This is a genomic window from Streptomyces sp. NPDC002564 (genome assembly GCF_042889645.1).
Taxonomy (GTDB): Bacteria; Actinomycetota; Actinomycetes; order Streptomycetales; family Streptomycetaceae; genus Streptomyces.
On sequence record NZ_JBIARE010000006.1, the window covers coordinates 472,515 to 496,494 of the forward strand.

At 73.7% G+C, this 23,980-nt stretch carries 21 protein-coding genes and 1 pseudogene; 9 read left to right on the forward strand and 13 right to left on the reverse strand.

Annotated elements, in window-relative coordinates; translation table 11 throughout:
* Positions 1 to 289 precede the first annotated feature (289 nt).
* The 5 genes and pseudogenes from ACFYXE_RS23790 (at position 290) to ACFYXE_RS23810 (ending at position 3,221) form a co-directional block, all read left to right on the forward strand.
* The gene (locus tag ACFYXE_RS23790; protein WP_389315352.1) at positions 290 to 898 is read left to right on the forward strand and encodes a GPP34 family phosphoprotein; all 609 of its coding nucleotides are present in this window, start codon (positions 290 to 292) and stop codon (positions 896 to 898) included.
* Between the two features lie 228 nt (positions 899 to 1,126).
* A pseudogene (locus ACFYXE_RS23795) lies at positions 1,127 to 1,621 on the forward strand (GtrA family protein); the annotation flags it as partial.
* Positions 1,622 to 2,289: 668 nt separating this feature from the next.
* Positions 2,290 to 2,718, forward strand: a complete 429-nt coding sequence (locus tag ACFYXE_RS23800; RefSeq protein WP_389315354.1) for a hypothetical protein — start codon at positions 2,290 to 2,292, stop codon at positions 2,716 to 2,718.
* Between the two features lie 60 nt (positions 2,719 to 2,778).
* A complete protein-coding gene (locus ACFYXE_RS23805) occupies positions 2,779 to 2,997 on the forward strand; it encodes a hypothetical protein (protein WP_389315356.1) in 219 nt (72 codons plus the stop codon).
* A complete protein-coding gene (locus tag ACFYXE_RS23810) occupies positions 2,994 to 3,221 on the forward strand; it encodes a hypothetical protein (RefSeq protein WP_389315358.1) in 228 nt (75 codons plus the stop codon). The genes ACFYXE_RS23805 and ACFYXE_RS23810 overlap by 4 nt, the downstream gene beginning before the upstream one ends.
* An 80-nt stretch (positions 3,222 to 3,301) precedes the next feature.
* On the opposite strand, the gene ACFYXE_RS23815 is transcribed toward ACFYXE_RS23810, so the two are convergent.
* The 9 genes from ACFYXE_RS23815 to ACFYXE_RS23855 form a co-directional block, all read right to left on the reverse strand.
* A complete protein-coding gene (locus ACFYXE_RS23815) occupies positions 3,302 to 4,267 on the reverse strand; it encodes a Ku protein (RefSeq protein ID WP_389315359.1) in 966 nt (321 codons plus the stop codon).
* Between the two features lie 144 nt (positions 4,268 to 4,411).
* A complete protein-coding gene (locus ACFYXE_RS23820) occupies positions 4,412 to 5,701 on the reverse strand; it encodes a phosphatase PAP2 family protein (RefSeq protein ID WP_389315562.1) in 1,290 nt (429 codons plus the stop codon).
* Positions 5,702 to 6,007: 306 nt separating this feature from the next.
* Positions 6,008 to 8,728 (reverse strand): fumarate reductase/succinate dehydrogenase flavoprotein subunit, encoded by a 2,721-nt coding sequence (locus tag ACFYXE_RS23825; RefSeq protein ID WP_389315564.1) that lies wholly within the window; start codon positions 8,726 to 8,728, stop codon positions 6,008 to 6,010.
* A gap of 51 nt (positions 8,729 to 8,779) precedes the next feature.
* The gene (locus ACFYXE_RS23830) at positions 8,780 to 9,574 is read right to left on the reverse strand and encodes an ABC transporter ATP-binding protein (RefSeq protein WP_389315361.1); all 795 of its coding nucleotides are present in this window, start codon (positions 9,572 to 9,574) and stop codon (positions 8,780 to 8,782) included.
* Positions 9,571 to 10,452, reverse strand: coding sequence for an ABC transporter permease (locus ACFYXE_RS23835; protein WP_389315363.1), 882 nt, complete (start codon positions 10,450 to 10,452; stop codon positions 9,571 to 9,573). The genes ACFYXE_RS23830 and ACFYXE_RS23835 overlap by 4 nt, the downstream gene beginning before the upstream one ends.
* Entirely contained in the window at positions 10,449 to 11,846 is a 1,398-nt protein-coding gene (locus tag ACFYXE_RS23840) for an ABC transporter substrate-binding protein (protein ID WP_389315365.1), read from the reverse strand. The genes ACFYXE_RS23835 and ACFYXE_RS23840 overlap by 4 nt, the downstream gene beginning before the upstream one ends.
* Before the next feature lie 26 nt (positions 11,847 to 11,872).
* Positions 11,873 to 12,100 (reverse strand): ferredoxin family protein, encoded by a 228-nt coding sequence (locus ACFYXE_RS23845; RefSeq protein ID WP_361174306.1) that lies wholly within the window; start codon positions 12,098 to 12,100, stop codon positions 11,873 to 11,875.
* A gap of 87 nt (positions 12,101 to 12,187) precedes the next feature.
* Positions 12,188 to 12,955 (reverse strand): GntR family transcriptional regulator, encoded by a 768-nt coding sequence (locus tag ACFYXE_RS23850; protein WP_389315367.1) that lies wholly within the window; start codon positions 12,953 to 12,955, stop codon positions 12,188 to 12,190.
* A gap of 388 nt (positions 12,956 to 13,343) precedes the next feature.
* The gene (locus ACFYXE_RS23855; protein WP_389315369.1) at positions 13,344 to 14,858 is read right to left on the reverse strand and encodes an MFS transporter; all 1,515 of its coding nucleotides are present in this window, start codon (positions 14,856 to 14,858) and stop codon (positions 13,344 to 13,346) included.
* 141 nt (positions 14,859 to 14,999) lie between these two features.
* Between ACFYXE_RS23855 and ACFYXE_RS23860 the strand changes: the two genes are divergently transcribed.
* Positions 15,000 to 15,980 carry an Lrp/AsnC family transcriptional regulator gene (locus tag ACFYXE_RS23860; protein ID WP_389315371.1) on the forward strand — a complete coding sequence of 327 codons (981 nt, stop codon included), beginning with the start codon at positions 15,000 to 15,002 and terminating at the stop codon, positions 15,978 to 15,980.
* 27 nt (positions 15,981 to 16,007) lie between these two features.
* On the opposite strand, the gene ACFYXE_RS23865 is transcribed toward ACFYXE_RS23860, so the two are convergent.
* Positions 16,008 to 16,877: a LysR substrate-binding domain-containing protein gene (locus ACFYXE_RS23865; protein WP_389315373.1), complete on the reverse strand. Its 870-nt coding sequence runs from the start codon at positions 16,875 to 16,877 to the stop codon at positions 16,008 to 16,010.
* 150 nt (positions 16,878 to 17,027) lie between these two features.
* Here ACFYXE_RS23865 and ACFYXE_RS23870 point away from each other — a divergent pair, with 150 nt between their 5' ends.
* Entirely contained in the window at positions 17,028 to 18,041 is a 1,014-nt protein-coding gene (locus tag ACFYXE_RS23870) for a bile acid:sodium symporter family protein (protein ID WP_389315566.1), read from the forward strand.
* Here ACFYXE_RS23870 and ACFYXE_RS23875 read toward each other — a convergent pair.
* From ACFYXE_RS23875 to fdhD, 3 genes are all read right to left on the reverse strand, one after another.
* A complete protein-coding gene (locus tag ACFYXE_RS23875) occupies positions 17,977 to 19,230 on the reverse strand; it encodes a DUF4185 domain-containing protein (RefSeq protein ID WP_389315375.1) in 1,254 nt (417 codons plus the stop codon). The two genes, ACFYXE_RS23870 and ACFYXE_RS23875, sit on opposite strands and share 65 nt — an antisense overlap.
* 10 nt (positions 19,231 to 19,240) lie before the next feature.
* Positions 19,241 to 21,130, reverse strand: coding sequence for an exo-alpha-sialidase (locus ACFYXE_RS23880; protein ID WP_389315377.1), 1,890 nt, complete (start codon positions 21,128 to 21,130; stop codon positions 19,241 to 19,243).
* Between the two features lie 248 nt (positions 21,131 to 21,378).
* The gene (gene fdhD, locus ACFYXE_RS23885) at positions 21,379 to 22,242 is read right to left on the reverse strand and encodes a formate dehydrogenase accessory sulfurtransferase FdhD (RefSeq protein ID WP_389315379.1); all 864 of its coding nucleotides are present in this window, start codon (positions 22,240 to 22,242) and stop codon (positions 21,379 to 21,381) included.
* Positions 22,243 to 22,456: 214 nt separating this feature from the next.
* On the opposite strand from fdhD, the gene ACFYXE_RS23890 reads away from it, so the two are divergent.
* Complete coding sequence (locus ACFYXE_RS23890) at positions 22,457 to 23,791, forward strand: OFA family MFS transporter (RefSeq protein WP_361174329.1); 1,335 nt, start codon at positions 22,457 to 22,459, stop codon at positions 23,789 to 23,791.
* Complete coding sequence (locus ACFYXE_RS23895) at positions 23,760 to 23,894, forward strand: hypothetical protein (protein ID WP_361174332.1); 135 nt, start codon at positions 23,760 to 23,762, stop codon at positions 23,892 to 23,894. Before ACFYXE_RS23890 ends, ACFYXE_RS23895 begins: the two co-directional genes overlap by 32 nt.
* Positions 23,895 to 23,980: the final 86 nt, after the last annotated feature.

The window sequence follows — 23,980 nt, forward strand, 5'->3', positions numbered from 1 at the left end:
AAGGGCCGGACAACTTACTTACGCCCGAGTAAGTTTCGGTGGCGTAATCTCCACGGAATCTGTACGCGGTATACAGACGTGTTCGTCCCCGAATACGTCGCTGACCCGCGTCTGCCCCAAGATCACGGGGGTCTTCCCCGGGGTCCGCGCGTTCGCCGCGCTGGCGGCCCGCCGGGGTCGAGCGTGCCGGGAGTGGGCGTGCCGGGGGCGTGCGGTGACCGGCAGCGGCAACAATCGACGGGGGCGGCAACCGATCTGGCGCGCCCGGCCGACTGATGGGGAGCCGCTCATGACCACCGCACGGGACCTGGCGATCGTCGCCCACGACTTGTCCTCCGAGCGCTCCGTCGAGCAGGGCGACCTCTCGCTCGTCCTCGCGGGGGCCGAGGTGCTCGACCTCGCCGGGGCCGCGGCCCTGTCCCTGGACGGCGACCGGCTGTCGCCCCACCCCCGGGCGTCGACCGGTGACCCCCTCCTGGACGCGGCCGCCGCGGCGCTCGTCCGCCACCAGCCGTACGAGTCGGTCGAGGACTGGCTGTGGCGCCGGGGCCGTGGGCTCTCCGCGGCGTACGTCGACGACCTGGAGCGGGCGGGGCTCACCGCCCCCTCGCGGGGCCGTCGGATCCGGCGGTGGACCGGGCGGGGCGAGCGGCCCGTCGATCCGGCGGTCCGGCGCGGGGCCGAGGAGCGCTGGGCCGCGGGTGAACCCGTGCTCGTCGCCCTGGCGTTCGCGGCCGGGCTGCGCGACGAGCCCGGCGAGGAGGTGCCGGAGCTCGTGGCCGAGCCGGTCGCCGCGGTGCTGGCCGCCGTGGGGGACGCCGTGCAGGAGCTGCGGGCCGTGCGGCAGCGCAAGCTGATCGAAGACGCGGCGTTCGACAACGTGTGGCGCGGTTTCTGAGTCTCTCTCCCCGGGGCCTGTCGCCGCTTGCCGTTCCTGGGGGCGCTGAGCTGCGGTTCCACGGCCCTTCGCCCGTTGTGGCGCCATCGCTTTGCCGGGTGGTGCCATAAATGACTCCACGTGGTGCCACGGATGTGCCATGATGACGTCACGGGGGGCGTACTCCCGGGCCGCACCGGCCCGGGAGCACGCGCCCCACGGGGTGAATCATCAACGGGGGGCGGGAACATGGGGACAGCACAGAGCCAACAGAGACAGCAGAGTCAACAGAGACAGCAGGGGCAGCAGGGGCAACGGCAGGCGGGGCCCGGCGCGTTCGCCGCCTTCGCCCGCTTCGTGCTCTGCGGCGGCGGTGTGGGGGTCGCCTCCAGCTTCGCCGTCGCCGCCCTCGCCACCCGGCTTCCCTGGGCCGTGTCCAATGCCCTGGTGACCGTGGTCTCCACGCTCCTCGCCACCGAGCTGCACGCCCGATTCACCTTCGGCGCGGGCGGCCGCGCGACCTGGCGCCAGCACACCCAGTCCGCCGGGTCGGCGGCAGCGGCGTACGCGGTGACCTGCGCGGCGATGCTCGTCCTGCAGCAACTGGTGGCGGCGCCCGGCGCGATGCTCGAACAGGCCGTCTACCTGTCCGCCTCCGCACTCGCCGGCGTCGCGCGGTTCGCGGTGCTGCGCCTCGTCGTCTTCGCACGGAGCCGCGCGCAGGGGGCGGCCGTCGCGAGGCCCGAGGTGCTCGCGGGGTCGGAGATGCTCGCGGCGCCCGAGGTGCTCGCGGTGCCCGAGGTGCTGCCCTGCCGCCTGGCCCGGGCTCAAGAGGCCGACGGCGGCGGGCCGGTGGGCGAGTCCGTGGCGGCGGCCGGGGCGCGGTGGTCGGCGGCCAGGGCGGCGGGGCCCGTGCCCCTGCCGGGCGAAGGGGTCGCCGCGGCGGTGCTCCGCGCGCGGCGCGCACGGTCCACCGCGGCCGTCCCCCGCCCACGGATGCGGACCGGGCGGGCCTGCACGGCGAGGTCCCGCACGGTCAAGTCCCGCACGGTCAGGCCTCGCACGGTCAGGTCCCGCACCGCCCGCGCCGAGGTCGCGCGGGAGCGCCTGTCGGCGGATCGCACGGACATGTCGGGCCGTCAGGCCGCTGAGCAGCCGGTCCTCCCGCGCCGGTCGCCGGCCCGCGAGGTGAGGACCATGGAGGTCTGTTCCGCATGGGGCCGCACGAGTACAGTCGTAGGACATTCCGTGAAATAAGCGCTCGCCGTCAGCGCGGTGACACCTTTCCGGCGACCACACGGGCCTGGAGCGGGCCCCTCACGCCAGCGGTTGTGTTCAGCGGGACCCTGGGCCCGCCTCACCTGCACCGCCGCGAGCGCATGTGTGCGGTGCCCTGCCCCCAGGACGCCGTGATGCGCGGGTACTTCATCGATGAACTCCTCCTGATCGCTCCGCTGCGCGATGCCGCGGGCGTACGCCTCTTCGGCGAGGTCATGGGCGTGCACAAGGCCCCCCTGGCCGTCGCCGTCACCGAACACGGCAAGGACACCGACGAGGTCACGGTCGACCTCGCCCGGGTCGACTACCTCGCCAACAGCGCGCTGCAGACGCTCGTCGCGCTGGCCCTCAGCCTCAATCCGCCCCAGCGCCTGCGCATCCTGGCGAAGCCCGAGCTCGGCCTGGAGGAGCGGCTCGCCGCCCACGGGTGGGACACGATCGACTCACTGCGCCTGAGCGCGCCTCCGGAGCGGGGGGACGCGAGGCGGAGGGGCGCGGGGCGGGAGGACGCGAGGCGGAGGGGCGCGGGGCGGGAGGACGCGAGGCGGGAGGGCGCGGGCTGATCCGGCGCCCCGGAGGCGTCCGGCGGGCGCCCTGCGGCCGGTTCGCCCAGGAAATCGAACATGTGCTCTACTGGCGGCATGGTGCACGCCGACCCCTCCCACGACCCCGTACAGACCCAGCGCGACTGGAACCGCACCTACCAGGCCCTCGCCCACGCCCCGGCGAGCCGCTGCACCGCCCTGCGGCGGCGGCTGATCGGGCTCTCCCGCCGCCTGGCCCTCGACGTGCCGCGCACCGAGCGGGCCGACCTGCGCAGGCGGGTGCGAGAACCCTCGTGAGCCGCCGTTCCTGGCATGTCACCGACCGCCAGCGCGCGGTCCTCACCTGCATCCGCGATCACATCGCCGAGCACGGCGAGGCGCCGAGCGTCCGCGAGATCGCCGCGGCGGTCGGCCTCTCCAGCCCGTCCTCCGCCCTGTACCAGCTGCGCCGCCTCGAAGAGGCCGGGGCCGTCGCACGCATCCCCGGCGCCGGCCCCCGGAGCTACCGCCCCACCGGCTGAACGAGCGGGACCGAGCTGCCGACCGCCGGTCACCCCGCCAGTACCTACCCCGCGACCAGGCCCCCCGCTCGGCCCGCCGCCTAGGCGCCCCGCTTCTTCGCCGTCGTCTTGCGGGCGGCGGAGGTCTTCTTGGTCGTGGCCTTCTTGGCCGTGGCCCTCTTCGCCGTGGCCCTCTTCGCCGTGGTCTTCTTCGCGGCCGCCTTCTTCGCACCGCGCTTCTTCGGCAGGTCGTGCACGGTCGCGTCCTCGCCGGACCCGCCGCGCGCCGCCTCGGCCTTGCGGACGCTCTGTTCCAGTGCCGACATCAGGTCCACGAGCTTGCCGCCCGACGCCTCCTCGGCCGGTGCCTCAGGGGGTTCCTTGCCCTCCGCCTTCGCGGCGATGAGGTCCTCCAGGGCCGCGGTGTAGCGGTCGGTGGCCCACTCCTGGCCCGCGATGGAGTCCGTCGCCATGGACTCGATGAGGTGGACCGCCTCGTCGATCTCGGAGTCGTCCAGGTCGACCTGCCGGGGTGCCAGGCTCTCGGGGCTGCGGACCTCGTCGTCCCACTTCATGGCGTGCAGCAGGATCACGTCGTCCTGCACGCGGAGCAGGCCGAGCCGCTCCCGCCCGTGCCACGCGAACTTCGCGACGGCGGCCTTCGACGAGCGCTCCAGCGCCTTGCGGAGCAGGACGTAGGGCTTCGCGGCCACCTGCCCGTCGCCCTGGAGGTAGTAGCCCTCGCCGATACGGATGGGGTCGATCGACTCGTAGGGGACGAAGGCCGAGATCTCGATCGCCTTCGCCGTCGGCAGCGGCAGCGCGGCGAGCTCCTGATCGGTGATCTCGACGATCGTGTCCTTGCTGACCTCGTACCCCTTGCCGATCTCCGCATTGGACACCTCACGGTCCTCGATCTCGCACATCTTCTTCGTGCGGACCCGGGCCATGTCCTCCAGGTGGTACTGGTGGAAGCGGATGCTGTGGTTCTCCGTGGCGGGCAGCACCTTGATCGGGATGGTGACCAGGCCGAAGCTGATCGCGCCGGACCAGACGGGGCGGGGCATGGCAGACCTCCGTAGCGGCCCCGAGACCTCTGGATGAGGTCCAGGATTTCGCGGGACGGGCCCGGCCGCAATGCCAGGAGGCCGCCGACACTGCCGGGGTCGCTCAGCGGCGGCGCAGTGTCGGCTCGGAGGCTCGGAGGCGGCTCAGACCGGTTCGGGCTGCGGCTCCGCCTTCAGCGCCGGCGCGGTCTCCGGGTCCCACTGCCGCGTGGTCCGGATGTAGCCCTGGATCACCGAGGCCATGGCCAGCACGAGCAGCGGTCCGAAGGCCCACGGGTAGTCGGCCATCTGCGTCGGCAGATAGCGGTACGACACCAGGAGCGCGGCGAACACCACCGTGCCGTAGGCGACGAACCGGATGCCCGACCGGTCCCAGCCCCGGTCGTAGGCGCGCAGGCCCGCCTCGATGGTGAGGGCGAACACCACGCCGGCGATCAGGTCGGCGCCGTAGTGGTAGCCGAAGCCGAGCGTCGCACCGAGCGTCGCGACCAGCCAGAACGTGCCCGCGAAACGCAGCGCGCGCGGCGCCTTGCGGGAGTGGATGAAGATCGTGGTGGCCCAGGCCGTGTGCAGGCTGGGCATGCAGTTGCGCGGGGTGATCTCGTCGTACGTCATGGCCTGCGGGGAGCCGATCGGCGGCGCGATGTCCGGCCACAGGTCGGCCACCGCCCAGTGCGCGCCGCCGGTCCCGAAGGCGCCCGTGCCGTAGGTGAAGACCGGGCCGACCACCGGGAAGATCATGTAGATGGCGGGGCCGAGCAGTCCGATCACCAGGAAGGTGCGCACCAGGTGGTGCCCGGGGAAGCGGCGCTCGGCCGCCACGTTGCGCAGCTGGTAGAGGGCGACGACGACGGCGGCCACGGCGAGCTGGATGTAGACCCAGTCGAGCAGGTGGGAGCCGACCGGGCCGGTGGCCTCCACGAGCCGGCCCACCACCCACGACGGGTTGCCCAGCGCGTGGTCCGCGGTCGCCACGTACTGGTCGAGGACCGTGGGCCGGGTCTTCGACGTGATCAGCAGCCAGGCGTCGCCGGTCTTGCGTCCCGCCACCAGGAGCAGGCCGAGCCCGACGCCCTTCAGGAGCAGGACGCGGTCCTGGCCGGTACGGCGGGTGAGGGCGATGACCCCGCAGCCGATGATCACCCACAACGCGCCGTTGCCGAACATCATCTCGGCGTCGACGATCCACCGCACCAGGGCGAAGACGATGTCGATGCCGATCGCGACACCGGCCGCGACGAACCGCTCGCGCCAGGTGAGCACCACCATCATCAGCGCCATGCTCGCGTACAGGAGCGGACCCGACTTGGGGGCGAAGATCACTTCCTGCGCCTGGTTGGTGATCGGTCCCGGCAGGCCGTAGTGGCGCGAGGCGATCTCCAGTGCGACGAGGAACCCGAGGGCCACCACGCTCACCGCGACCCACAGCAGCACGCGGGGGCGGCGCAGCGCGGGCGCGATGCGGCTGCTTATTCGCGAGGACGCGGACACGCGCGAGGACTGAGGTATCAACTGTCTGACCGATTTGTTAGGCGTTGGGTAATTACTTCTTGCTCTGTGCCGAAGTGCCCTATTTTCTGGTGAAGTAAGAGTGTTGAGGGCGATCGTCGTGAGTTAGATCATGCTAGCGGAGCGGTTCGCGTGGGTTTTGCCGGTCGTGGAAGAAGCCCCCGGCGCCCAGGGCGCCGGGGGCTTCGCACGGTAGGACGCGGGGGACGCGGCCGGGGTTCTCGCGGGCGGTCAGGATGTGCCGCGCGACGAGTAGGCGCGCACGTCCGCGTCGGTGTCCGTGGCCGCGGCGGCCAGGGCCGCGCGGGCACCCGGGTCCGTGCGGTGGACCAGCAGGGACAGGACGGCGGCCTTGCGGACGTCCGCGTTGGCGTCGGCCGACGCCTCGGCGAGGGCGGGCACGGCGGGACCGGGCGGCGCGGCGCGCAGCGCGGTCGCGGCACCGGCCCTGACCTGCCAGGCCGGGTCGGCGAGCGCGGCCACCGCCCGTCCGGCCTGCGGGGGCGGGCAGCCGGTGGCGGCGAGCGCGGTGAGGGCCGCCGCCCTGACCAGCGGATCGGGATCGCCGAGCAGCGGGTCGAGCGGGGCGGGCGCCGGGTCGCGCACCGCCGCGAGGCCGCGCGCCACCGCGACCCTGACCTCGCGCGCCGGGTCGGCGGCGGCCGCCGCGAGATCGGTGCTCGCGTCCACCGAGACCAGGGCCCGGACGGCCTGGATCCGCACGTCGATGTCGGCGTCGTCGAGCGCGGCGGCGTACACCGGGGCGTCCCCGAGCCGCAGCGCCCGCAGCACCTCCAGCGCGGCGCCCCGCACCGCCGGATCCGCCACACCGAGCCCCGCGCGCAGCCCGGCCCCCAGCTCGTCCTGCGCGGGAAGCACCTCGACGAGTTCCCGCAGCGCGCCCGCCGCGGCCGCCCGGACCTGCGGCGCCGGGTCCCGCAGCGCCCCGGCGAGCGCCGGACCCGCCCCGGCGGGCACCGTCTCCGCGAGGACCGCCACGGCCGCCGCGCGCACCGCCGCGTCGCCGTCCGCCAGGTAGGGCGACAGGGCGTCGAGGCCGGGGGACTCCTCGGCCAGGGCGAGCAACCCGAGCAGGGCCGGGCTCGGCGCCGCAGGACCGAAGGCCGTCGACCGGGCGGCGGACGGCGTGGCCGACGCCGCACGGGCGGCAGGGGCCGCCTCCCGCGGGCCCGCCGTCGCCACCTGCACCAGCGCCGCCTCGCCGAGCACCCGCTCCGCCCCGGCCACCGGATCGAACTCCGGCACCGGCACCACGTACGGCTCGACCGGACGCGCCCTGAACTCCATCGTCCCCGCGGCCGACTTGTACAGGTCGAGGTGGTGCAGCCAGCCCGAGTCGTCCCGCTCGGGGTGGTCGAGCCGCTCGTGGTAGAGGCCCCAGCGCGACTCCGTCCTGGCCAGCGAGGCGCGCGCCGCCATCTCCGCGCAGTCCCGGATGAACGACACCTCCGCGCACCGCATCAGCTCGTGCGCGGTGCGCGCCCCCATCCCCGCGATCTCGCCCCGCATCCGCTCGAACGCCGCCACCGCGAGCGACAGCTTCGCCCCGGTCTTCGGCGGCGCCACGTAGTCGTTCACGAACCGGCGCAGCTTGTACTCGACCTGGGGCTGCGGCGGCCCGTCGGGGTGCCGCAGCGGCCGGTAGATCAACTCGTGCGCGGCCGCCACCTGGTCGCCGGGCAACTCGCCCCCGTAGGCGTGGAAACGGGACGCGTCCGCGCCCGCCAGGTCCCCGAAGACGAACGCGCCGATCATGTAGTTGTGCGGGACGCACGCCAGGTCGCCGGCCGCGTAGAGGCGCGGGACGGTGGTGCGGGCCTGCGCGTCGACGCGGACGCCCGACGCCGAGTGGCCGCCGCACAGGCCGATCTCCGAGATGTGCATCTCGACGTCGTGCGTGCGGTAGTCGTGTCCGCGGCCCTCGTGGAAGGTGGCGCGGGTGGGCCGCTCCGTGGTGTGCAGGATCGACTCGACGGCGCTGATGGTCTCCTCCGGCAGATGGCTGAGCTTCAGGTACACCGGGGCCCGGTCGGAGGCGAGTTCGGCCGCGAACTCGGCCATCATCTGCCCCGACCAGTAGTCCGACTCCACGAACCGCTCGCCGTGCCGGTTCACCTGGTAGCCGCCGAACGGATTCGCGACGTACGCGCACGCCGGGCCGTTGTAGTCCTTGATGAGCGGGTTGATCTGGAAGCACTCGATGCCGGTGAGCGCGGCGCCCGCGTGGTACGCCATCGCATAGCCGTCGCCCGCGTTCGTCGGGTTCTCGTACGTCCCGTACAGATAGCCGGACGCGGGCAGGCCCAGGCGTCCGCAGGCGCCCGTCGCCAGGATCACCGCGCCCGCCCGCACGGTGACGAACCCGCCGGTGCGGGTGTCGAAGCCGACCGCGCCGACGGCCCGTCCGTCCTCGGGGTGGGTGAGGACCCGGACCGGCATCACCCGGTTCTCGATCCGGATCCGCTCGCGCATCTCGCGGCGGCGCAACTGCCGGTAGAGGACCTTCTTGACGTCCTTGCCCTCCGGCATCGGCAGCACGTACGAGCCGGAGCGGTGCACCTGGCGGACCGCGTACTCGCCGTGCTCGTCCTTCTCGAACTTCACGCCGTACGACTCCAGGCGCTGGACCATCGCGAAGCCGCGGGTCGCGGTCTGCCGGACGGTGGACTGGTCGACGACGCCGTCGTTGGCGCGGGTGATCTCCGCGACGTAGTCGTCCGGTTCGGCGCGGCCCGGGATGACCGCGTTGTTGACGCCGTCCATGCCCATGGCGAGCGCACCGGAGTGCCGCACGTGCGCCTTCTCCAGGAGCAGGACGTCGGCGCCGTGCTCGGCGGCGGTCAGGGCGGCCATGGTGCCTGCGGTGCCGCCGCCGACGACGAGGACGTCGCAGGACAGCTCGGTCGCGTCGGACAGGGCGGGAACGGCCAGGGGGGTGTTCACGGGCGGCCTTTCAGCTGTGCGTCCCGGGGGACGCCGGGGTCAGAGCGAAGTGAGGACGCGGCGGCGCAGGGCGGTGGTGGCCGGCGCGTCACGGGCGTCCCGCTGCCGGGGGTGCGGGACGTCGAGGACCTCTCCGCAGGAGAGCAGCGCGATCCGGTCGCCCAGGTACAGCGCCTCGTCCACGTCGTGGGTGACGAAGACGACGGTCGCGCCGGTGCCGCGCAGGATGTCCACGAGCAGGTCCTGCATCCCGGCGCGGGTGTGCGGGTCGAGCGCGCCGAACGGCTCGTCCATGAGGACCGCCCGGGGCCGGCCCGCGAGCGCGCGGGCCAGCTGGACGCGCTGGCGCTGGCCGCCGGAGAGCCGGTGCGGCAGCTTGCGGGCGTGCCCGTCCAGGCCCACCCGGGCCAGCCACGCGTCGGCGGTGCGCCGCCGCTCGGCCCCGGCCGTCCCGCGGATGGCCAGGGGGAGTTCGACGTTGGCACGGACGGTGCGCCAGGGCAGCAGGGCGTCCTCCTGGAAGACCAGCGCCCGGTCGGCGGCCGGTCCGCCGATCGGCTCGCCGTCCTGGGTGACCCGCCCGCCGAGCGGGGGCAGCAGCCCGGCGAGGGTGCGCAGCAGCGTGGACTTGCCGCAGCCGGACGGGCCGAGCACGGCGACGAGTTCGCCGGGCGCGACGCGCAGCCGGACGGTGCCGGGCAGCGCCTGGCCCTCGCGGTGGCCGAGCCGTACGTCGTCCAGGGCGAGTTCGGCGCCCGGCCGCGCCGCGGGGGGACTCCCGGAGGCTCCGGGGGGCGCCGGTGCCGCCGGACCGACGGATTCTGCGGGGCTCATGGCACGGGCTCCTTGTCGGGGGCGGGCGCGGGGGTGGCCGCCGGGGCGGGGGAGACGGCGGCCGGGCGCGCGGTGCGGGCGGCGCGGCGGGCCGCGCGGGACGGGGCCCGCTCGGGCGGCCGGGGCAGCCAGGCGGTGGCGCGCCGGCCGAGGAACTCCACCGCGGTGGAGGTGAGCCAGCCGAGGGCGCCGATGGTGGCCATGCCGACGAAGACTCCCGGGTAGTCGACGACCGTGTAGTCCTGCCAGGTGCGGTAGCCCACCCCGTACTCGCCGGAGATCATCTCCGCGGAGATCACGCAGATCCAGCCGACGCCGATGCCCACCGAGAGACCGCCGAAGATGCCGGGCAGCGCGCCGGGCAGCACCACCGAGAACAGCACGCGCAGCCGCCCGCCGCCCATCGTGAGCACGGCTTCCTCCCAGACCGGCGCGACGGCGCGCACCGCGTGCCGCGTCGAGACCAGGACGGGGAAGAACGCGGCGGTGAAGGTGATGAAGACGATGCCCTGTTCGTTGGTGGGCAGCAGCAGGATCGCGACCGGGACCAGCGCGATCGCCGGGACCGGCCTGGCCACCTCGACCAAGGGGCCGAGCAGGTCGGCGGCCCAGCGCGAGCGGGCGACGGCCGTGCCCGCCGCCACCCCGATGACCGCGGCGAGCAGGAAGCCGATCACGATGCGGCGCAGGCTGTGGGCGAGGTCCTGCCAGTACGGCGCGGTGCCGAGCCGGTCGCCGAAGGCGGACGCGACCTCGCCCACCGTGGGGAACTGCCCGAAACGCAGCCACAGTTCGACGTCCCACGAGGTCAACAGCTGCCACAGGCCGAGGGCCGCGGCGAGCGAGGCCACCCGCACCAGCCGCCGGGCCGCGCTCATGACGCGAGCTCCACGGCGTCCGCGTGGCTCACGACCCGGGCGCCGGCATGCCGCCCGACGTACGTCTCGGCGTGCCCCGGTGTGACGAAGGCGCGCAGGTCGGCGCCGTCCGCGACCCACACCGCGCGGTCGGCGAACCACAGGGTGCCGGTCAGCGCGTCCGGTACGTAGGCGGCCCGCACGTCGGCGCCCTCGGCCGCCTTCAGGAGGGCCTTGGGGCTGTCGAAGGTGCGGGTGGAGTCGTGCCCCTCGAGCCACAGCTCGGACTTCGCCGCGGCCGGATCCGCCGGCGCCTTCGGGTACGGGCGGCTGCCCCGGGTGGCCCGCCGCAGCGGCTCCGGGTCGACGAAGGCGTCCACGTCGACGGCGCCGACCAGCTTGGCCGACGTGAGGAGGGGGACGTCCCGCTTCAGCGCGGCGACGAGCTCCGGGCGCAGCGCCGGGTCGAAGGTGGCGATGCCGTGGGCGCCGTTGTAGAGGTAGACCGCCTCGGCGGGCAGACCGGTCTCCTCGGCCACCGACTCGGCGGCGGCCACCGGCTTCTCGCGCACGTAGTCGGTCGCCCGCCGCTGTGCGGTGAGGAAGGCGTCGAGCACTCCGGCGTGCTCCCCGGCGAACTTCTCCCGGACGGTGACGCCGTGGAAGGTCGGCAGGTTCAGGTCGGCCCCGTCGTACAGGGCCTTCGCCTTGCCCTCGAACGCCAACTGGCCCGGCCAGGCGACGAACTGCGACAGGGCGTCGACGCTGCCGGCCGCCAGTGCGGACGCGCCCACGCTGGGCTGCTGGTTGAGCTTCCTGATGTCCTCGTCCGGGTCGAGCCCGGCCTGTTTCAGGGCCCGGACCAGGGTGCCGTCGGCGGCCGAGCCGATGCTGGTGGACACCTTCCTGCCGCGCAGCCCGGACAGCGAGCGCAGGTCCGAACCGGGCGCGGTGACCACGGTGTTCAGGCCGCCGCGGAGGTTGTACCCGGTCACCGAGACGAGCCGCGTCGGCTGGCCGAGCTGACGGCCGCGGGCCGCGTTGATGAGCAGCGGGAAGTCGCCCATCGAACCGATGTCGATCTTGCCCGCGGTCATCTGGGCGGTGATCGGGGCGCCCGTCGCGTAGTCCTGCCACGTGACCTTGTAGGTCTTGCCGTCCTTTTTGCCGCGTGCCGCGAGCTCCTCCTCGAAGTAGCCGAGGGAGCGCAGCAGGGTGCCCGCGGTGACGGTGTTGATGGTCTTCGACTGGTAGCCGACGGTCACCGTGACGGTGTCGGAGTCCTGGGCGCCCGCGGAGCCGCCGCAGGCGGTGGCGAGCGGCGCGAGCACGGCGAGCGGCAGCAGCCGGGCGAGGAACCGCGGCCGGAAGGGAAACCGCGGCCCGGAGCGGGAGGTGCGGGGCGTGCCTGTCATGGGAACGGTGCCTTTCACCGAGGGCTTCACCGGAGCAGGTAGGGCATGTTGACGGTGACCGCGCCGGTGGGACACCGGGCCGCGCACGGGCCGCAGTACCAGCACTCGTCGACGTGCATGTACGCCTTGCCGTCCTCCGCGCGGATCGCGAGCGAGTCGAGCGGACACATGTCGACGCAGAGCGTGCAGCCGTCGATACACCGGGACTCGTCGATGGTCACGGGCACGTCGGAGCGCTGCGGGACAACAGGCATGGCTGTCTCCAGGGAAGAGCGGTGAGTGAAGAAGGAGGGGAAAGAAGAGGGGAAAGTAGAGAGGAAAGAGGGAAAAAGAGGGGGAGATCAGACGGTGCGGCGCAGGATGCCGCTCATGGTGATGCGGTCGCCGCGGAAGCGGATGAACTCCAGGTCCACGGGCCGCCCGTCGGGCAGGTGCGTGAGCCGCTCCAGCATCAGCACCGCGCTGCCGCGCGGCGCCTCCAGTACCGCCGCGGAGTGCGCGTCGGCGTTGACGGCCTCCAGGGTCATCTCGGCATGGCCCAACGGGCCGCCGGTGAGCGTCTCCAGGAGGCGGAACACGTCCGTGTTCTCCAGGTCGCAGCCCAGCAGCTCACCGCCCACGTCCAGGGGCAGGTACGAGAGGTCCAGGGACAGCGGCAGTCCGCCCAGGCGGCGCAGCCGCTCGATACAGAGCACGTCGGTGTGGTCCGGCACACCGAGCCGGTGCGCCACCGGGGCCGGTGCGCTGACCGGTCCGACGGTGCGGACCTCGTTGGTGACCCGGCCGTGCTCGTGCAGGGTCTCGGCCAGGCCCTGCAGCCGGTCCAGGCCGTGCGGGTACTTCTCGCCGACCACCACGGTGCCGACGCCGGCCCGCCGGTCCACGAGCTGCTCGCCGCGCAGCAGGTCGAGGGCCTGGCGCACGGTGTTGCGGCTGGCCCGGTAGTCGGCGGCGATGACGTCCTCCAGGGGGAGGACACCGGTCGGGAAACCGCCCGCGAGGATCTGGTGACGCAGCAGGTCGGCGAGTTGCCGCGCCTGGTCAGCACGCAGTCGCCGACGTCGCGCGGCGGCGACCGGGAGCGAGGCGGAGCTGTGTTCGGCTGGCATGGCAGGAACGTACCGGCGGGGTGGCCGCCGTGGTGTTGCGGCAGCATTGCGCCACCTGGCGAGACCCGGCGCACCGCCCTGACCTGCCGGTACGCCGTTCATCGCCGCAGACCCGCCACCCGGGTGCCCAGAACGTGGACGTTCGGCGGGCACGGGTGGCGGCCGATACCGACCGGCGGGGGGACCGGAACTCCGGCGTACGGACGGACCTCCCGCGTACACACGGAACCCCTGCGTACACACGGACCTCCCGTGTACACACCGACCTCCCGTGTACACACGGAACCCCTGCGCACACACGGAACCCCTGCCCCCACACGGCGCGCAGGACTCCCGCGTGCGCACGGTCCGCGCACGCGGGAGTCCCCGCACAAGGGCCGCCCGAGGCCTACTCGCCCCGGGCGGACACCGCCCCCGCCGCCGCCGGGCTGTCCTGCCCGGGAGCGCCCCCGCTCGCCACCCGCGCCGACCGCCGTCCGGGCGCCCGCACCATCACCAGGACCAGGACACCGGCGACCAGCCCGGTCACGCCCGCCGCCAGCGACGCCGCGTTCAGACCGGCGGCGAAGGCCGCACGGACGGTGTGCTCGGAGAGCGTGCCGCGCAGCGCCTCCGCGCCGCCGCCCGCCACCGTGTGCGCCGCCTCGCGGCCCAGCGTGTCCCGCATGCCCGCGGTGAGGACCGTGCCGAACAGGGCCACTCCGAGCGCGTACCCGAGCTGGCGGAACGTGTTGAGGGCGCCGCCCGCCATGCCCGCGTTCCCGGCCGGCACCGCGGCGAGCGCCGCCCCCGCGAGGCCCGGCGCGACCAGACCGGAGCCGACACCGGTCAGCGCGAGTCCGGGCACGAGCGCCGCCCAGGACGACCCGGCGTCCAGGACCGCCATGCCCAGCACGCCCCCGCCGATCAGGAGCAGCCCGACGCCGATCAGCAGGCGCGGTGCCACCCCGTGCAGCACCCGTCCGGCGACCAGGGCCACCACGAACGACATCGCGCCGAGCGGCAGCAGCACCAGGCTGCCGGTCATCGCGCTCATCCCCAGCACGGTCTGCAGCCAGATGGACAGGTAGGGGATGACGCCGAACGCCGCCGCGTTGTAGCCGACCCCGCCCAGCAGCACCCCGGTGAAGGCGGGCTTGCGCAGCAGCCGCAGGTCCAGGAGCGGCTGTGCCACGCGCCGTTCGACCAGGACGAAGCAGACGAGCGCGAGTGCCGAGACCGCGAAGGCCCCGCCCGTGGCCGCCGACGTCCAGCCCTCGGCGCCGCCGCGCAGCACCCCGTACGTCCCCGCGCCCGCGAAGGACGCGAACGCCGCCGTGCCCGCCCAGTCGACGCGGCGCCCCGCGGGACCCTTCGACTCCGGCACCGCGCGCAGCGTCAGCCAGATCGACGCCATGCTCACCGGCAGGTTCACGAAGAAGATCCAGCGCCAGCCGGGCCCCTCGGTGAGCAGTCCGCCCACGACCGGGCCGAGCGCGGCCGACGCGCCGCTCACCGCACCCCACACGCCGAGCGCGGTGGAGCGCTCGCGGCCCTGGTAGGCGGCGCCGAGCAGCGGCAGCGTCGTCGCCAGCATCGCCGCGCCGCCGAGTCCCTGCACGGCGCGGGCCGCCACCAGCAGGTCCGCGTCCGTCGCGAGCCCGCAGCCCAGCGAGGCCAGCGCGAAGAGGACGGTGCCGATGACGCTCAGCCGCCGCCTGCCGAGCACGTCGGCGGCGGCGCCGACGCCGAGCAGCAGCGCGGCCAGCGCGAGCGCGTAGCCGTCGATGACCCACTGCAGATCGCTCAGCGAGGCGTCCAGCGCCCGCGCCATGTCGGGCAGCGCCACGATCACGATCGTCACGTCCAGCAACAGCATGAACGTCCCCAGCGACACCGCCGTGAGCGGCCCCCATGTGCGCACCTTGTTCCTCCGACTCCTGGTGATTCCCCGCCCGCCGGACCGGGGCCCGGCGGCTGTGTCCTCGTACGATGAACCGGCGGCGGACGATCCCGGTGCCAGGGGGCCGCCGGTCGCCGTAATCCGACATGCAGGGGGTCTTCGGTGGAGGAATCCGATGTCTTCGACGCGCTGGACCTGAAGCTGCTGCACGCCCTGGAGATCGACGGGAGAGTGCCCTTCAGCCGGGTCGCCGCCGTCGTCGGCGTGTCCGACCAGACCGTCGCGCGCCGCTACCGCCGCCTGCGCGCCGGGGCGGGCCTGCGTGTCGTCGGGGTCCGCGACACCGGGCGGCTCGGCCGCGACGCGTGGATGCTCCGGCTGCGCTGCGCGCCCGACGGCGCCGAGGCCATCGCGACCGGTCTGGCCCGGCGGCCCGACACGGCGTGGGTGCACCTCATGTCGGCGGGCACCGAAGTGGTCTGCATGACGCTGCCCCGCACCCCCGGCGACCACGACGACCTGCTCTTCGGCAAGCTGCTGCGCAGCCGGAGCCTCGTCGAGATCACCGCGCACCAGCTCGTGCACCGCTTCTACGGCGGCCGTACCGGCTGGATCGGCAAGCACCGCCCGCTGACCGCCGAGCAGACCGCCGCCCTCGCCCCCGACCTGCCGCCGGCCGCCCCGGGACCGGCCCGCATCGCGCCCGACGACGAGCCGCTGGTCGCCGCGCTGAAGGCCGACGGCCGCGCCACCCACCCCGAACTGCAGCGGCTCACCGGGCGTTCCGAGTCCTCCGTCAAGCGCCGTATCGCCGCGCTGCGCGGCTCGGGCGCGCTGTACTTCGACGCCGAGTACGACTCGGCGCGCTTCGGTTTCACCTCGTCCGCGATGCTCTGGATCACCGTCGCCCCGGGCGAGCTGGACGCGGTGGGCCGTGCGATGGCCGAGCACCCCGAAACCGCCCACGTCTCCGCGATCACCGGGTCCGCCAACCTCATGGCGAGCATCCTGACCCGCGACACCGCGAGCCTCTACGCCTACCTCAGCGGCCCGCTCGGCTCGCTCGCCGGGGTGCGGCACGTCGAGTCGGCGCCCTATCTGCGGCGTTTCAAGGAGCTCACCTACCCACGGCCGCTGCGCTAGACGGGGCGGGCCGCGCGCGGCCGGGCGTCAGCGCCCGCCCCGGTGCAGCCGGTCGCCGCCCGCCAGGATCGCCGCCGCCAGCGCGTCCGCGGCCTCCTGGGCCGGCGCGCGCCGCTCGCCGTGCAGCAGCACGAAGTCGACCGAGCCGAGCTCCGGAAGGCCCGCCCGGTCGGGCACCCGGACCAGGCCCGGGGGGATCAGGCCCCGCGAGTGGGCCATCACGCCGAGACCCGCGCGGGCGGCGGCCACCAGGCCGTTGAGGCTGCCGCTCGTGCAGGCCACCCGCCAGGCGCGGCCCCGCCGCTCCAGCGCCTCGAAGGCGAGGGCACGGGTGATGCCCGGCGGCGGATAGACGATCAGCGGCACCGGGCGCTCCGGGTCCAGGCGCAGCCGCTCGGCGCCGATCCAGACCAGGTCGTCGTGCCACACCAGCTCGCCGCGCGGATCCTCCGGGCGCCGCTTGGCCAGGACCAGGTCGAGCCGGCCCGCGTCCAGGTGCCGGTGCAGCGTGCCGGACAGCTCGACCGTCAGCTCCAGGTCGACGTCGGGGTGGTCGTGCCGGAACGACTCCAGGATGTCGGTGAGCCGGGTCAGGACGAAGTCCTCCGACGCCCCGAACCGCAGCCGGCCGCCCAGGCGCCGACCGGTGAAGAACGCCGCGGCCTGCTCGTGCGCGGCGAGGATCCGGCGGGCGAAGCCGAGCATGGCCTCGCCGTCCTCGGTCAGCTCCACGCTGTGGGTGTCACGGGTGAAGAGCTGCCGGCCGGCGGCGTCCTCCAGGCGGCGCACGTGCTGGCTGACCGTCGACTGGCGCAGGCTCAGCCGCCGGGCGGCCCGGGTGAAGCTCAGCGTCTGGGCGACCGCGAGGAACGTGCGCAACTGCGTGGGGTCGTACACACCGCCCAGCCTAGCCCGGTCATCGCGGAACGTGATGGCAGTCAGAGCGGTGTACGGGATTCCCGATCACCCGGAGCAGGAGGATCATGGGAGGGCACATCCCCGCACGAGAGCTGGAGCACCGTGAAACGCCTGAAGTGGCCGTCCTGGATGCCGGTCGACCCGTACATCGTGGCGTTGCTCGCGACCGTGGGTCTGGCCGCCCTGCTGCCCGCCCGCGGCACGAGCGCCGACGTCGCCTCCGGCGCCTCCACCGCGGCCGTCGCGCTGCTCTTCTTCCTCTACGGCGCCCGGCTCTCCACCCGCGAGGCGCTCGACGGGCTCAAGCACTGGCGGCTCCACCTCACGGTCCTGGCCTGCACGTTCCTCGTCTTCCCGCTGCTCGGGCTCGCGGCGAAGGGGCTCGTCCCGTACGTCCTGACGCCCGCGCTGTACAGCGGCTTCCTCTTCCTCACGCTGGTGCCCTCCACGATCCAGTCGTCCATCGCCTTCACGTCGATGGCGCGCGGCAACGTGCCCGCGGCGATCTGCGCGGGCTCCTTCTCCTCGCTGGCCGGCATCGTGATCACGCCGCTGCTCGCGGCCGCCCTGCTCGGCGGCAGCGGCGGCGGCTTCTCGGCGGACTCACTGCTCAAGATCGTCCTGCAGCTGCTCGTGCCGTTCCTCGCCGGGCAGGTCCTGCGCCGCTGGGTGGGCGGCTTCATCACCCGGCACAAGAAGATCCTCGGATACGTCGACCGCGGGTCGATCCTGCTCGTCGTCTACACCGCGTTCAGCGAGGGCATGGTGCAGGGCATCTGGGGCCAGGTGCACCCGCTGCGGCTGCTCGCGCTGCTCGGCGTCGAGGCGGTGCTGCTCGCGATCATGCTGGCGCTGACCTGGTACGGCGCGAAGCGGCTCGGCTTCGACCGGGCCGACCGGATCGCCGTCCAGTTCGCCGGGTCCAAGAAGTCGCTGGCCGCCGGACTGCCCATGGCGAGCGTCCTGTTCGGCGCCGACGCCTCGCTCGCGGTGCTGCCGCTGATGCTCTTCCACCAGATGCAGCTGATGGTCTGCGCGGTGATCGCCAAGCGCCGTTCCCGGGATCCGCAGGAGCCGGTCAGCGAGCCGCGCCGAGCCGCAGCGACACGAACCGCGGCCGGTACAGCGACACGTTCCGGGTGACGTTCGCCTGAGCGGTCGCCGGGGTCGCGTCCAGCCAGTTGACGTCGTAGCTGAGCACGAAGCGGCCGCCACCGCCGAGCGCCGGATGGGCCTGCGGGTTGTAGGCGGCGGCGTCCTTGCGCACCGCGCCGTCCTCGGGCAGCGGCGCCTCGAAGGCCTTGGCGGGGCCGTGCCAGGGGCCGGTGGGCGAGCAGGACCAGTACGAGGAGACGGTCGTCAGTCCCTCGGTGCCCGCGGCCATCGTGAACAGCACGTACGTCCCGTCGTCCCGCACCACCGTGAACGCGCTGCCCACCCCTCTGCGCCTCCCGTCCCCGAGGACCGGCCGCGGCGTCACCTCGTGCCCCCACTCCTCGCCGTCCCAGTACTCCCACGCCGAGGCGTCGGCGAGACCGCCGTGCGGCACCCGCGCGACATAGGCGTCCGAGGAGGGCCGCGAGGTCGCCTGGGCGTCCGTGCCGCCGAAGACGTACGTCCAGCCGTCGTCGTCGACCGTCGTCGTGCCGTACAGCACCCGCTTCTCGGGGTCGCCGACCGACTGCTGGTCGGAGGTCCGCACGATGCCCTCCAGGCGCAGGTCGGGCAGCGACAGGGTGGCGACCTCCGTGGCGACGGGGACGCCGTAGATCCACGGGCCCTGGCTTGCCATCCGGGTCCACAGCAGGACGCGCACCACCCGCTGGTCCGAGCCGGGGGAGCGGGGCTCGACGCGGGCCGCCACCGGCCAGCGCCACTGCTGGGGCGCCGGATCGGTGAAGAGCGGTGCGGGGAGGGTGCGCTCCAGGTCGCCGGAACGGGACATCACCACCGCGGAGTTGCGGACCATCTGCGCGTTGCCGTCGCGCCAGGCGTGCGGCTGGCCCATCTGGTTGGGGGGCGCGTGGACCTGGCCGAGGAAGGTGTCGGAGAACAGCCACAGCAGGCGCCCGTCCGGGAGGCGGACCGAGTGGGTGCCGTCGCCGCCGGTCCAGTCGTCGGTGCGCGCCGCGTCGTTCCCGTAGCGCGCGAACTCCCCGGTGGTCCGCTCGTCGGCGCGCCACGAGCTCACGGTGCGCGGCCGGCAGGCCGCATCGCCCTCCCGGTCTTCCTCCGGGAGGACGATGAGCAGGACGGCCGCGCAGGCCAGGGCGAGCAGCAGGATCAGCAGGACCCCGCACCGCCCCGCGGCGGGTCGTTCACGGGCGGACACGCCGGGGACGTTAGTTGCTGTCGCGCACGTGGTCCATGGGGAGCCGGAGGACGGTGTCCCGCGTCACAGGGGCGTCGGCCTTGCGCAGACCGCCCACCTCGGTGTCGCTCAAGGCCCGGTCGTACACGCGCACTTCGTCGATCGCTCCGGTGAAGTGGGCGCGGCTGTCCAGGCGTTGACCGATGTGCACGCCGAACGGCGAGGTGCGGCTGACCGATCCCGGCACGTCGGCGCCGTCGACCCGGCTCCCGTCGAGGAAGAGCGTCAGGGCCCCGCCCGCGCGCCGCAGCGCGATGTGGTGCCACTGCCCGTCGTTGTACGCGCCCGTCGTGCGCACGGAGGCGGAGCGCGGGGGTGCGGCGCCCTGCCGGGTGGTGATCAGGGCGGTGACGCGGTCGCCCGCGGGCTCGCCGCGCAGCCAGACCTGCGGCTGTCCGGTGCCGATGCCGCCCATCCACAGCAGTGGCTGCTCACCGGTCGTCGCGGAGTAGCGGAACCACAGCGATGCGGTGAATTCCTTCGCATGGAGCGGGAGCCGGTCACGGAAGGGCAGGCGCACCGCGTCGTCGGTGCCGTCGAAGGAGAGCGCGCCGCCGAACCGCCCGTCGGTCGCGGCCGCCCCGCCCAGCACGGCGGCGGGCCGGGCGCCCGGCGCGGCGTCGCGGGTGGTCGGGTCCGGGCCCCTGCGCGGCGCGAGATGGTCCTCGGTGAAGCGGGCGAAGCGGATCTCGTCGCGGGCGTCGACCGCGCCGCCCTCGTACAGCAGTCCCGCGTGCGTGCGGTCGGCCCGCACCAGGTCGGAGTAGCCGGACCAGTCCGTGGTGACGGTCGTGCCGCGGTCGACGCTGTCCCACGTGCGCCCGCCGTCGTAGGACGAGCGGAGCTGCATCGTGCGGCGGCGGTCCGGATCGCCGGGGCAGGCGAGCAGCAGCCGTCCGCCGAACCACAGTGTGGAGCCCTGCACTTGCGGTGTGTAGAGGTCGGGGAGCGCGCGGAAGGGGGCGGCGAAGGAGTCGCCGCCGTCGCGGCTGACCGTCTGCGTGCGGTGCCCCAGGTCCGTGCCGTCCTGCTCGCGCCCGCTGACGTGGATCGCCCCGTCGGGCCGCTCGGTGAGCGTCATCTCGGACGGCTTCTGGCGGAACGTGCCGTCGTCGGCGATCGGGTACGAGTCGGTCGCGCCGATCTTCCAGTGGTCGCCGCCGTCGTCGCTGACGACGAGCGCCGCGTGGTTGGCGGTGACCCGGGTGCCGTTCCACGTCTCGGCGTTCACGGCGAAGGCGAGCCGTCCCGCGTGCCGGCCGCGGCTCAGCTGGATGCCGTGCACGGGTCCGGTCGCGTACCAGGAGTTCCAGTCCGCGGGCAGGATCTCGGCGCTCAGGTCGCGCGGCGCGGACCAGGTGCGCCCGTCGTCGTCGCTGTACTGCAGGTGCGGGGTGCGGTCGCACGGCACGTCGCAGTTCCTGCCGTCCGTGCGGCCGGTGTTGTACGTCTCCGCCAGCAGGACGCGGCCACTCTCGCGGTCGACGACCGGCGCCGGGTTCCCGTGCGTGTCGCCCCCGCCCTCGTTGATCACCTGGAGCGGTCCCCAGGTCCGGCCGCCGTCGTGCGAGCGCTTGAGCACCAGGTCGATGTCGCCCGCGTCGCTGCAGTCGTCGACCCGGCCCTCCGCGAAGGCGAGCAGCGTGCCCCGCGTGGTGCGGACCACGGCCGGAATGCGGAAGCAGGCGTACCCGGGGTCCTGGGACGCCTTGAACAGCACCTGCTGCTCGAACGGCGGCGCCGGCGCGCCCCGCACGGCCTGCGCGGCGGGCACGGGGAGCAGGGCGCCGACGACGACGGCGGCCAGGGCGGCGGTGGCGGTGCGAAGTGGTCTGAGGCGTGCGCGGAGGCTCGGAGGCATGGTGCGGTCCGCCTTTCGGGGCGACGGCGACTCATGGCGGTGAACGGCCGACCGGTGACGGCCGGCCGACGAAGGCCGACCGGTGACGGCCGACCGGTGGGTGTGCTGCGATCCCGACATCCGGTGGGCGTGCGGCAATCCTGACATCCTGACATCCCACGTCCGATGTCCGTGCCACAGACGCTACGTGGGGGTCTCGGCACCCCACAAGGAGTGCGCGTCGGGGGATCGGGGCGACCGTGCCCGGGTCAGCCCCGGACGGCCCCGGCACCCAGGGCGACGCGGTGCTCGCCCGCGTACACGTTCATGGAGGAGCCGCGCAGGAAGCCGATCAGCGTGAGGCCCGTCTCCGCGGCCAGGTCGACGGCGAGCGAGGACGGCGCGGAGACCGCGGCGAGCACCGGGATGCCCGCCATCACGGCCTTCTGCGCCAGCTCGAAGGAGGCACGGCCCGAGACGAGCAGGACCGTCCGCGCCAGCGGCAGGCCGCCGTTCTGCAGGGCCCGGCCGATCAGCTTGTCGACGGCGTTGTGCCGCCCCACGTCCTCCCGCACGTCGAGGAGTTCGCCCGCTTCGGAGAAGAGCGCCGCGCCGTGCAGGCCCCCGGTCCTGTCGAACACCCGCTGCGCCGCGCGCAGCCGGTCGGGCAGGCCCGCGAGCAGTCCGGTGGCGAGCAGGACCGGGGGAGCGGTGCCGCCCGCCGTGTCGTCGATGGGCCAGCGGGCCGTGGTGCGGACCGCGTCCAGGCTCGCCTTGCCGCACAGGCCGCACGACGAGGTGGTGTAGACGTTGCGTTCCAGGGTGATGTTGGGCAGGACGACGCCCGGCGCGGTCCTCACGTCGACGACGTTGTACGTGTTGGACCCTTCAGCGGTGGCCCCCGCGCAGTACACGATCGACTGCAGCTCGTCCGCCGCGCCGAGCACTCCCTCGCTCACCAGGAACCCGGCCGCCAGCGCGAAGTCGTCGCCGGGGGTGCGCATAGTGATGGCGAGCGGCTTGCCGTTGAGGCGGATCTCCAGGGGTTCCTCGGCGACCAGGGTGTCGGGGCGCTCCGAGACCTGCCCGTCCCGCACCCGTATGACCTTGCGTCGCTCCGTGACTCGTCCCATGTCTTGATCAGTCCCGGTTCTGTACGTGTGCGGGTGGCCGGAGCGGCCGTGCTGCGCGGGCCGCCGTGGGTCACCGGATCGTCGTGCGCGAGGTGACCTTCACGCTGTCATTGTCCTGCACGCGCCGTGATCGTCGTCCCGGCCCCCGCACCGCGGCGGCGGATTCCGCCCGCCCTCTTCCCAACCCCTCTTCCGCTTCCTACCGTTCGGGATCATGAGGCCCCCCGTCGCACCCCCCGGCTGGAGCCGCTGGCTCGTACCGCCCGCCGCCCTGTCGGTGCACCTGTCCATCGGCCAGGCCTACGCCTGGAGCGTCTTCAAACCGCCCCTCGAATCCGCGCTGCACCTCAGCGGCACCCAGAGCGCGCTGCCGTTCCAGGTCGCCATCGTCATGCTCGGCCTGTCCGCCGCGTTCGGCGGCACGTTCGTCGAGCGCAACGGCCCGCGCTGGGCCATGGCCGTGGCGCTCATCTGCTTCTCGTCCGGTTTCCTGATCGCCGCCCTCGGCGCCGCGACCCGCCAGTACTGGCTCATCGTGTTCGGCTACGGCTTCGTCGGCGGGATCGGCCTCGGCATCGGGTACATCTCACCCGTCTCCACCCTCATCAAGTGGTTCCCGGACCGGCCCGGCATGGCCACCGGCATCGCGATCATGGGCTTCGGCGGCGGCGCGCTCATCGCCTCGCCCTGGAGCGCGCAGATGCTGGACTCCTTCGGCGCCGACTCCGGCGGCATCGCGCTCGCGTTCCTCGTGCACGGGCTCACGTACGCCGTCTTCATGACGCTCGGGGTGCTCCTGGTGCGCGTACCGCGCTCGGAGGGTGCCCGCGGGCCCGGCGGTCCCGGACCGCTCGACGGACCGCAGGTCTCGGCCCGGCAGGCCGTGCGCACCCCGCAGTTCTGGTGCCTGTGGGTCGTCCTGTGCATGAACGTGACCGCGGGGATCGGCATCCTGGAGAAGGCCGCCCCGATGATCACCGACTTCTTCGCCGACACCGCCGCCCCGGTGTCGGTCTCCGCGGCGGCCGGCTTCGTCGCGCTGCTCTCGGCCGCCAACATGGCGGGCCGCATCGGCTGGTCGTCGGCCTCCGACCTGATCGGACGCAAGAACGTCTACCGCGTCTACCTCGGCGCGGGCGCGCTCATGTACCTTCTGATCGCGCTCTTCGGCGACACCTCCAAGCCGCTGTTCATCTGCTGTGCGCTGGTGATCCTCTCCTTCTACGGAGGGGGCTTCGCGACGATCCCCGCGTACCTGAAGGACCTCTTCGGCACCTATCAGGTCGGCGCCATCCACGGCAGGCTGCTCACCGCCTGGTCCACGGCGGGCGTCCTCGGGCCGCTGATCGTGAACCGGGTCGCCGACCACCAGGAGGAGGCGGGCAAGGCCGGCGCCGACCTCTACGGCCTGTCCTTCGCGATCATGATCGGGCTGCTGGTCGTCGGTCTCGTCGCGAACGAGCTCGTACGCCCGGTCCATCCTCGCCACCACGTACCCACCCCGAAGGAGGCAGCCGATGACCACGCCGCCGAGCACACCCCCACGTGAGCGCCGCTCACTGATCGTGTTCGCCTGGCTCTGGGTGGGGCTCCCGCTGGGGTACGGCCTGTACGAACTCGTACACAAGGTCACCCAGCTCTTCAGAGGGTGACCGGATCATGAGAAGTGTCCAAACCCTGCGCTCCTTTCCTGTCACATCACGTGCACCGTTACTGGTGAGTCGCTGACCAGACTGGG